Genomic DNA, 5,199 nt, shown 5'->3' with positions numbered 1-5,199 from the left:
CGGTCCGGCCATCCCCCTCCCCCGGCCCCCCCCCCACTTCGCCCAGAGCCGGGGATCGACGGGGTCAGGAGGGGAGGCGGCCCGTGGCCGAGGCGAAGCCGAGCCACGTGTGGCGGTTGCCCGCCCAGCACCAGCCGACCTTCGGCGCACCGCGCCGCTCGCGCCCGTCGCGGCCCGTGCCGTTCGAGATCCACAGCGCCGGGGTGCGGGCGTCGAGACGGCCGTCGGGCTTGCGCAGGCGCGACCCGATCGTCATGTAGCAGAGGTTGCGCGTGAGGACGCTCGGCGCCTGCAGCGCCCAGTGGATGCCCTCGTGCAGCAGCATCGGCGTCCGGCCCCGGGCGGTGAGCTCGGGCAGCGCCTCGTCCGGCGACCAGTTCGCGAGGTCGTCGCCACGGTCCGGGCCCGCGACGGCGTAGAGCGGTCCGTCGGGGACCTCGATGCCCTCGATCGGCGCGAAGCGGTCGACGTCCGTCATGTCGACGACGACGAAGCCCTCCTTCTCACCGTCGCGCGCGGGGAGCCGCAGCAGGGGAGCCAGGGCCGACGGCGGCGCGAGCCGCGGGTCGACGACGAGCAGCGCTCCGGCGGGCGTGGTCCTCGCGAGCCCGCCCGCGGCGGCGCGGAGCGCGTCGGGCGCCAGGCCCGCGAGCTCGTGGACGCCGAGCGCGACGAGGCGCTCGGCCTGGGCGGCGAGGCCGGGCAGGTCGGGGAGGGTCGTCGCGGGGGCGGTCGGGTGCGGGGCGGCGGTGGTCGTCTCGGGCACGGGTCACCTCTCGGTCGGGGCGGTCGGAGGGCTCAACGCTGTACACCGTACGGAAATTCCCACCGTGGTGCCGCCGGGGGGTCGCACGACGCACGCACGTCGCGCGGATCGGGGATGATCGGGGCATGAGATACGCAGAGCACGTCTCGGAGCTCGTCGGCGGTACCCCGCTCGTCCGGCTGTCCCGTGTCACCGAAGGCCTCAGCGCGACGATCCTCGCCAAGGTCGAGTACGTGAACCCCGGCGGCTCCGTCAAGGACCGCATCGCGCTGAAGATGGTCGAGGCCGCGGAAGCCTCCGGAGAGCTGGCGCCGGGTGGAACGATCGTCGAGCCCACGTCCGGCAACACCGGCGTCGGCCTCGCGCTCGTCGCGCAGCGCAAGGGGTACGACTGCGTGTTCGTGTGCCCGGACAAGGTGAGCCAGGACAAGCGGGACGTGCTGCGCGCGTACGGCGCGCGCGTCGTCGTGACCCCGACCGCCGTCGCGCCGGACCACCCGGACTCCTACTACTCCGTCTCGGACCGCCTCGTCCGCGAGATCCCCGGGGCGTGGAAGCCGAACCAGTACGCGAACCCGAACGGCCCGGCGTCGCACTACGAGTCCACCGGGCCGGAGGTCTGGGACGACACCGACGGCCGCGTGACCCACTTCGTCGCGGGCGTCGGGACGGGCGGCACGATCACGGGCACCGGGCGCTACCTCAAGGAGGTCTCGGCGGACCGCGCGGAGTCCGACGGCGGCCGCGTGCGCGTCGTCGGTGCCGACCCGGCGGGCTCGGTGTATTCCGGCGGCGACGGGCGCCCGTACCTCGTCGAGGGCGTGGGCGAGGACTTCTGGCCGGCCGCGTACGACCCCTCGGTCCCCGACGAGGTCATCCCCGTGACGGACGCGGACTCGTTCGCGATGACGCGCCGCCTCGCGCGCGAGGAGGGCCTGCTCGTCGGCGGGTCGTGCGGCATGGCGGTCGAGGCGACGCTGCGGCTCGCGCGCCGGCTCGAGGAGGAGGACCCGGAGGCTGCCGCGCGGGCCGTGATCGTGGTCCTGCTGCCCGACAGCGGGCGCGGCTACCTGTCGAAGATCTTCAACGACGCCTGGATGCGGTCGTACGGGTTCCTGCCCGACGAGGAGGGCGTGACCGCGGGCGACGTGCTGCGCGCCAAGGACGGGCGCCTGCCCGACCTCGTGCACACGCACCCGAGCGAGACCGTGCGCGACGCCATCGAGATCCTGCGCGAGTACGGCGTCTCCCAGATGCCCGTCGTCGGCGCGGAGCCGCCGGTGAAGAGCGGCGAGGTCGCGGGGTCGGTGAGCGAGCGCGAGCTGCTCGACGCCGTGTTCTCCGGCCGCGCGTCCCTCGCGGACCGCGTGGACCAGCACATGGAGGCCCGCTTCCCGCTCATCGGCGCGGGCGAGGGCGTCGAGGCCGTGCGCGCCGCGCTGCACGACGCCGATGCGCTGCTCGTCGTCGAGGACGGTGACCCGGTCGGCGTCCTCACCCGCCACGACCTCCTGGGCTTCGTCGCCGCCCGCTGAGCCCTCGACGTCTCGCCGAGAACGACCTGGGGGTCGCTATCCGACGGATAACGGCCCTCAGGTCGTTCTCGACAGCGGTCAGGGTCGTGGTCGGCGGAGAACCACGACCGCGAGGAGCGCGCACCCGGCACCGAGCATGACACCGTGCGCGACCCTGAGCCCGGGACCGCCCCAGAACTGCGGCAGCAGCAGGAAGAGGCCGAGGGCGAACGGCAGGGTGAACCACCAGCGCGCGACGCGTCGGAGCGCGATCGCGGTCAGCAAACCGCCCGCCGCGAGGAGGGTCAGGCCCGCGCCGAAGAGCGTGACGGCGAGGGATCCCGTACGGAGGTCCGTCACGACATCGAGGAACCCGGTGGCGGCGGGGCCGGTCGCGGAGCGCGCGATCGCCTGGATGCCGAACATCTCGGCACCGAAGAAGAGCGCGGCGAGGAATCCGCCCGCCCAGACGAGTCCCGTCGCGGACGCGAGCAGATCGGTCGTGCGCCGTGAGGCTCGGGCGGCGACCGTCGATCGCAGGCCCAGGAGCGCCGGGGCGAGCAGGCCGATCGCCAGGATGCCGCACAGGTGCGCGACGACCCAGCGGTCGGACGCGAACGCGGCGGCGAGCTCGGCGGTCGGGTGCGCCTCGTCCGGCCAGGGGCGCAGCACAGGGAACAGGACGAAGCCCGCACCCGCCGCGACGAGCGCGGCGGCGGTCAGGCGTCGGGTCGAGGTCGGCGACGTGGTCGCGGCTGGCGCTGCCGTGGTGGTCGAGCTCATGGGAGCCTCCGAGGGTTCGCGGGGACGGGTAGGTGTCCGTCAGATCGTTCTGTGCGGTTCAGGACCGGCGCGTGGTCAGGAGCCGCCGCCGAGCGCCGCGAGGCCGGTGAGCATCGCGCGGACGTGGGCCTCGAAGCTCTGGTCCAGGTCGTCCGGGAGCCGGAATCCCCCGCCGAGCTCGAGCGCGACGAAGCCGTGGAGGCTCGCGCGCACGGACCGGATCGCGTCGATCGTGCGGTCCTCGGGGAGGTCGAAGCCGCGCAGCACCGCGGCCACGACCTGGACGCTGCGCACTGCCGCCGCGGAGAGCGCGGCGTCGGCGGGGTCGTCGGGGTCGGGCGCGACCTGGACCGCGGCGTACCGGCCCGGGCGAGCGCGGGCGTAGCGGCGGGTCGCGTGCGCGAGAGCGGCGACGGCGTCGGGCCCGGCGAGCCCCACCGTGGCGTCGGTCAGGGCGCGCGTGTAGTCCTCGACCGACACGACGGCGACCTCGCGCCGCAGGGCGGCGAGCGACCCGACGTGCTTGTAGAGGCTCGGCGTCGCGACGCCCGCCTGCGCGGCGACCTTCGAGAGCGTGAGGTCGGCGAAACCGGTCGGGCCGCCCGCGTCGACGAGGTCGACGGCGATCCGCACGACCGCCGCGTGCGAGAGCCCCGCCCTAGCCACGGGTGCGCCCCGACCCGTCGTGGCGCACGCCGGCCGGGTGTGCGGCATCGTCGGGCAGGTCCGCGAGGAACGCGAGCGTCGCGCTGACGACCTCCTCGGGCGCCTGGAGCTGCGGGTAGTGGCCCACCTCCGGCAGGACGAGCGTCGTGGCGCCGAGCGACTCCTCGGCCCACGCGGCCTCGGCCGCGGGGTCGGCGTAGTCGGGGTCGAGCGCGCCGAAGATCGCGAGCGCGGGCGCCTCCACGTGGGGGACGCGCGGCTCGACGACGCGGTGGTCGAGCTGGAGGGTGAGGTCCCGGAAGGAGCGCAGGCGGCCCGGCTCGGAGAGGTTGGCGCGGATCGCGGCCTGGTGCACGGCGAGGCGTGCGGGCGTGCGGCCCTTGTTCAGCGAACCGTGGAACGACGCCCAGAACGCGGCGCCCCACGGCCGCGCGAGCGCGAGGCGGTAGAGCACGCGCATCGCACGGAGCTTCGCGGGCGACGACGGCTCGCGGAGGAACCCGTCGAGGAGGACGAGCCCGCGCACGAGGTCGGGACGCTCGGCCGCGGCGATCACGGCGGCCGACGCCGCCATGGAGCTCCCGAGCAGGACGGCGGGGCCCGCGTCCAGGTGCTCGACGAGCGCGACGTAGTCGGACGCCGTCGCCTCGTCGCCGTGGGTCGAGAACGTGGTGTCGCTGTCGCCGTGGCCGCGCAGGTCCACGACGACCACGCGGTAGCCCGCGGCCACGAGGCGTGGGGCGACGTCGTCGTAGGTGGCGCGCAGGTCGCCCATGCCGGGCGAGGCGACGACGAGGGGGCCGGTGCCCTCGTCCGTGTAGGCGAGACGCCCCTCGGCGAGGGCGAGATGGTGCACGGGGGGCTGCTGGCTCGTGTTCATAGCCCCAAGGCTAATACCATTAGCCAATGCGTGCAAGGGTCGCCCCGGAGACGCCACGGCCCGGAGGTGACGACACGCGTAGGGTGGGGAGACCCGCGCCCGCGCGGGCTTCCTGCACCCGACGAGAGGCATCCTCGTGACCGACCAGCCCACCCTTCCCACCGCCTCGGGATCCTTCGGCGACAAGCCGACGCTCACCTTCCCCGAGACGGACGCGCCCAGCGGTCTGCAGGTCGTCGTGCTCAGCGAGGGCGACGGCCCGGCCGTCACGTCGGGGCGCAACATCGTCGTGCACTACCTCGGCCAGGCATGGGGCGGCCACGTGTTCGACAACTCCTACGACCGCGGCGACACCATCGCGTTCCCGATCGGCGTCGGCGCCGTGATCGGCGGCTGGGACAAGGGCCTCGTCGGCCAGAACGTCGGCTCGCGCGTGCTGCTCTCGATCCCTCCGGAGCACGGCTACGGCCAGCGCGGCGTGCCGCAGGCCGGCATCGCGGGCACGGACACGCTCGTCTTCGTGGTGGACATCGTCGACGTCCAGTGACACCTCCCCGCTGAGTGCTGGGTGTTCGTCGTCGGCGCGGAGC

The 5,199-nt window shown here is 74.5% G+C and carries 6 protein-coding genes; 2 read left to right on the top strand and 4 right to left on the bottom strand.

The genetic code is table 11. From position 1 onward, the window contains the following. Nucleotides 1-64 precede the first annotated feature (64 nt). The gene (locus ACFWH7_RS20730) at nucleotides 65-766 is read right to left on the bottom strand and encodes a DUF5701 family protein (protein ID WP_378219527.1); all 702 of its coding nucleotides are present in this window, start codon (nucleotides 764-766) and stop codon (nucleotides 65-67) included. A 125-nt stretch (nucleotides 767-891) separates the two neighbouring features. Here ACFWH7_RS20730 and ACFWH7_RS20725 point away from each other — a divergent pair, with 125 nt between their 5' ends. Continuing rightward, nucleotides 892-2,301, top strand: a complete 1,410-nt coding sequence (locus ACFWH7_RS20725) for a cystathionine beta-synthase (RefSeq protein WP_378219525.1) — start codon at nucleotides 892-894, stop codon at nucleotides 2,299-2,301. 78 nt (nucleotides 2,302-2,379) lie between these two features. Here the strand turns inward: ACFWH7_RS20725 and ACFWH7_RS20720 are convergent, their stop codons facing one another. The 3 genes from ACFWH7_RS20720 to ACFWH7_RS20710 form a co-directional block, all read right to left on the bottom strand. Continuing rightward, nucleotides 2,380-3,063 carry a hypothetical protein gene (locus tag ACFWH7_RS20720; protein ID WP_378219523.1) on the bottom strand — a complete coding sequence of 228 codons (684 nt, stop codon included), beginning with the start codon at nucleotides 3,061-3,063 and terminating at the stop codon, nucleotides 2,380-2,382. A 75-nt stretch (nucleotides 3,064-3,138) separates the two neighbouring features. Beyond that, entirely contained in the window at nucleotides 3,139-3,696 is a 558-nt protein-coding gene (locus tag ACFWH7_RS20715; RefSeq protein WP_378219521.1) for a TetR-like C-terminal domain-containing protein, read from the bottom strand. A gap of 25 nt (nucleotides 3,697-3,721) precedes the next feature. Next, entirely contained in the window at nucleotides 3,722-4,609 is an 888-nt protein-coding gene (locus ACFWH7_RS20710) for an alpha/beta fold hydrolase (protein WP_378219519.1), read from the bottom strand. A 136-nt stretch (nucleotides 4,610-4,745) separates the two neighbouring features. Between ACFWH7_RS20710 and ACFWH7_RS20705 the strand changes: the two genes are divergently transcribed. Continuing rightward, entirely contained in the window at nucleotides 4,746-5,156 is a 411-nt protein-coding gene (locus tag ACFWH7_RS20705; protein ID WP_378219517.1) for an FKBP-type peptidyl-prolyl cis-trans isomerase, read from the top strand. Nucleotides 5,157-5,199: the final 43 nt, after the last annotated feature.

This window comes from Cellulosimicrobium cellulans, assembly GCF_042723955.1.
GTDB classification, from domain to species: domain Bacteria; phylum Actinomycetota; class Actinomycetes; order Actinomycetales; family Cellulomonadaceae; genus Cellulosimicrobium; species Cellulosimicrobium cellulans_H.
The sequence above is the reverse complement of the archived record's forward strand: the minus strand, read 5'-3'. Positions and strand labels throughout refer to the sequence as shown.